Raw genomic sequence first — 3,722 nt, forward strand, 5'->3', positions numbered from 1 at the left:
GACGGCGGTGCGCCAGGCGGCGGCGCAGCTGAAGCATTATCTGGGCTGAGGCCGGACGCAGTCGGGACCGGCTGCAGCCGCGCTGCCACCGGCTCGCCGGCAGCGGGCGGGCGTGGCTCGCCACGAGTCGCGCCCGTCTGCTGCCGGATCGGTGCACTCGCGGCACATGGTCACCGGCACGCTGCTCGCATCGCACAGCCGGTGGTTCCGGCGTCGCCGCTGCCGGCGGTTGCGGGCGAATACCGGACGCATGTGCCGGTAAACGCCTGAACAGCGGCCTACACTGGCGCCAGGGCCGGCCGCGGACGGCCCGGTACCCGGAGCCCACGCTGATGACCCCACGGCCGCCACCGCCGGATGTGCCGATCACGCAGACCCGGCTGGCGCTGCTGCAGGCGATGCCGGTGTTCGGCGCACTGCACGCCGGGGCGCTCGGCTGCCTGCTCGCGCATGCGCAAGCGGTGACGGTCGCGCGCTGCGGCTGGTTCTTCCACGAGGGCGAGACCGGCGAGCAGATGTTCGTGCTCGAATCCGGGCGCGTCGCGATCCTCAAGGCCTGGGAAGGGCGCGAGTACCTGCTGCGCGAGTTCGGCCCCGGTGACTGCTTCGGCGAGATCGCGCTGCTCGACTTCTGCCCGCGCAGCGCCTCGGGGCTCGCCCTCACCGAGTGCTCGGCGCTGGCTTTCGACTGCAGCGCGCTGTATGCGCTGCACGAGCGTGACCCCGAGCAGTTCGTGCTGCTGCAGATGAACCTCGGCCGCGAGCTATGCCGACGCCTGCGCGTGGCCGACGAGCAGCTGTTCCGCACGCGCATCGCCGCCGAGGCGATCGAGGGCTATCCGCTGTTCGACGGCGGCATGCACGCCTGCCCGATCGACGCCGGCTGCTGAGGACCGCGCCCCGTGCACTGCGCCGCCTGCGGCTGCGCACATCCCGACGCCACCACTAGCGTGTGCAGCCGCTGCGGTGCGCCGCTCGCGCGCGCCTGTCCGGCCTGCGGCCAGACGGTGGCAGCGGATGCGCGCTACTGCAGTGCGTGCGGCGGACTGCTGCCGGCCCGACCGGCGATCCCGGCGGCGGCGACCGGGCCGGCACCGCTCGAGTACACGCCCGCGCACCTCGCCGAGCGCATCCTCGATGCGCAGGCGGCGCTTGCCGCCCGCGGCGGCGCCAGCGACGGCGAGCGCAAGACCGTCACCGCGCTGTTCGCGGATCTGGCCAGCTCGACCGCCCTGATCCATGCGCTCGATCCCGAGGACGCACGCCGACTGCTCGATCCGGTGCTCGAACTGATGATGGAAGCCGTGCACCACTACGAGGGCTACGTCACGAAGCTGCTCGGCGACGGTCTGCTCGCGCTGTTCGGCGCGCCGATCGCGCACGAGGACCACGCGTGCCGCGCGCTGTACGCGGCGCTGCGCATGCAGGAAGCCATGCGTCGCTACGCCGATGGGCTGCGCGCCGTGCATGGCGTCGCACTGGCATTGCGTGTCGGCGTCAACACCGGCGAGGTCATCGTGCGTGCGATCCGCACCGATGACCTGCGCACCGACTACGACCCGGTCGGGCCGACGATCCATCTCGCCTCGCGCCTGGAGGGCATCGCCTTACCCGGCTCCGTGATTGCGAGCGCAAGCACCCACCGGCTCGCGCAGGACTGGTTCACGTTCCGTGCGCTCGGCGCCACGCCGGTGCGCGGCCTGCCCGAACCGCTGCCGGTGTACGAGCTGCTCGGGCCGGGCGCGTTGCGTACGCGCCTGCAGCTGATGGCAAGCCGCGGGCTCGCAGCGTTCGTCGGCCGGCGTGCCGAACTCGAGCGGCTCGCGCGCGTCTGGGCCGGTGTCGGCACGGCGGCGGGCGGTGCGCTCGTCGCGCTCGCCGGCGAGCCCGGGGTCGGCAAGTCACGACTGTTCCACGAGTTCCGGCTCGGCGCCGTGCCGGCTGCACAGGTGCTGGAAACCGGCCCGGTCGCGCATGGCAAGGCCTGGCCGTGGCTGCCGCTGATCGAACTGCTGACCGATTACGCGCACATCGATGCCGGCGACGATGCCCGCACGCGCGGCGGCAAGCTCAGCAGCCGCGTGCTGGCACTCGACCCTGCGCTCGACGCCGAGCTGCCGTGGCTGCTGCATCTGCTCGGGCTCGACGCCGGCCTGCCGGCGCTCGCGCAGATGGATCCGCAGAGTCTGCGCCAGCGCCTGTTCGAGGCGCTCGCGCGCCTGCTGCGCCGGCTGGCCCGGGAACGGCCGCTGCTGCTGATCGTCGAGGATCTGCAGTGGCTGGATGCCGACACCGAAGCCTGGCTGGCGTGGCTCGCGCCGCGCCTCGCGTCGCTGCCGGTGCTGCTGCTGGTCGACTACCGGCCCGAATACCGCGACGACTGGCTCGTGGCCGCCGGGGCACTGCGGCTGCGGCTCGAAGCGCTCGGAACGACCGAAGCCGGGGCGCTGCTCGACACGCTGCTCGGCCCGGCGGCGGAACTCGCAGCGCTGCGCGCCGGCCTGCTGGAGCGCACCGACGGCAATCCTTTTTACCTCGAAGAGGTCGTGCAGACGCTCGCCGGCGAGGGCGTGCTCGCCGGCGCACGCGGCAACTATCGGCTCGCCGCCGCCGCCGCCGCCGGCGCGGCGCGGCTCGCGCATCTGCCGCCGACCGTGCAGGGCGTGCTCGCCGCCCGCATCGACCGGCTCGACGCCGCCGACAAGGCCTTGCTGCAGACGCTGGCGGTGATCGGCCGGCACTTGCCGTGGAGCCTGATCGCGCGCGTCACCGCGCAGCCCGAGGCGCTACTGAAGCTGCGGCTCGCGCGCCTGCAGGCCGGCGAGTTCATCCACGCACTGCCGGCCTGGCCCGAGACCGGCTACCGCTTCAGGCACGCGCTGACCCAGGAAGTCGCCTACGGCTCGCTGCCCGGCGGGCGCCGCGCCGCGCTGCACGTGCAGACCGCGCAGGCGATCGAGGCGCTGTACCCCGAGCGGCTCGACGAGCACTGCGCCGAGCTCGCCACACACTACCGGCTCGGCGGCGACGCGCCGCGCGCGATCGACTGGCTGCTGCGTGCCGGTCTCCAGGCGCGCCGGCGCGCGGCCAGTGTCGAGGCCGAGTCGCACCTGGATGCCGCGCTGGCACTGACGCTCGCGCAGCCGCCGGGCCCGGCGCGTGATCGCCGCGAACTGGAGCTGCAGCTCGCACTCGGTTCGGTGCGCATGCTCACGCAGGGCTACGCGGCCCCCGGCGTCGAACAGGCGTACCTGCGCACCCTCGCCCTGATCGAGACGCTCGACGAGCCGGCCGGGCTGTTTCCGGCGCTGTTCGGACTGCGCACGCTCTGCCATGTGCGCGGCGAACTCGTGCGCGCGCAGGCGCTCGGTGCGCGCCTGCTCGAACTGGCGCAGCGCTCGGGCGACGCCGGGCTGTTGATCGAGGCGCATCGCGCCTACGGAGCCTCGCTGTTCAACCGCGGGGAGCTGCACGCCGCGCTCGGGCACATGACGCGCACGCTCGCGCTGCACGATCCGCATGCGCACCGCGGTCACGGCCTGGTCTACGGCGTCGATGCCGGCGTGCTCGGCCACGCCTTCACCGGCTGGCTGCGCTGGCATCTCGGCGAACCGGACGCCGCGCGGCGCGAGGCGCTGCACGCGCTCGAGCTCGCGCGCGCCGACGGACTCGCGCACGTCGAGGCCTCGGCCCTGGTGTTCGCCGCCGAGGTACACCAGCAC

Annotated in this window: 2 protein-coding genes; both read left to right on the forward strand. The window is 73.6% G+C overall.

Annotated elements, in window-relative coordinates; translation table 11 throughout:
• Positions 1-332 precede the first annotated feature (332 nt).
• A complete protein-coding gene (locus tag PKE44_RS16400; RefSeq protein WP_324553333.1) occupies positions 333-890 on the forward strand; it encodes a Crp/Fnr family transcriptional regulator in 558 nt (185 codons plus the stop codon).
• Between the two features lie 60 nt (positions 891-950).
• The coding region (locus PKE44_RS16405) for an adenylate/guanylate cyclase domain-containing protein (protein WP_324553336.1) at positions 951-3,722 on the forward strand (2,772 nt) is incomplete at its 3' end.

The organism is Plasticicumulans sp., from assembly GCF_035331805.1.
Lineage (GTDB): Bacteria > Pseudomonadota > Gammaproteobacteria > Competibacterales > Competibacteraceae > Plasticicumulans.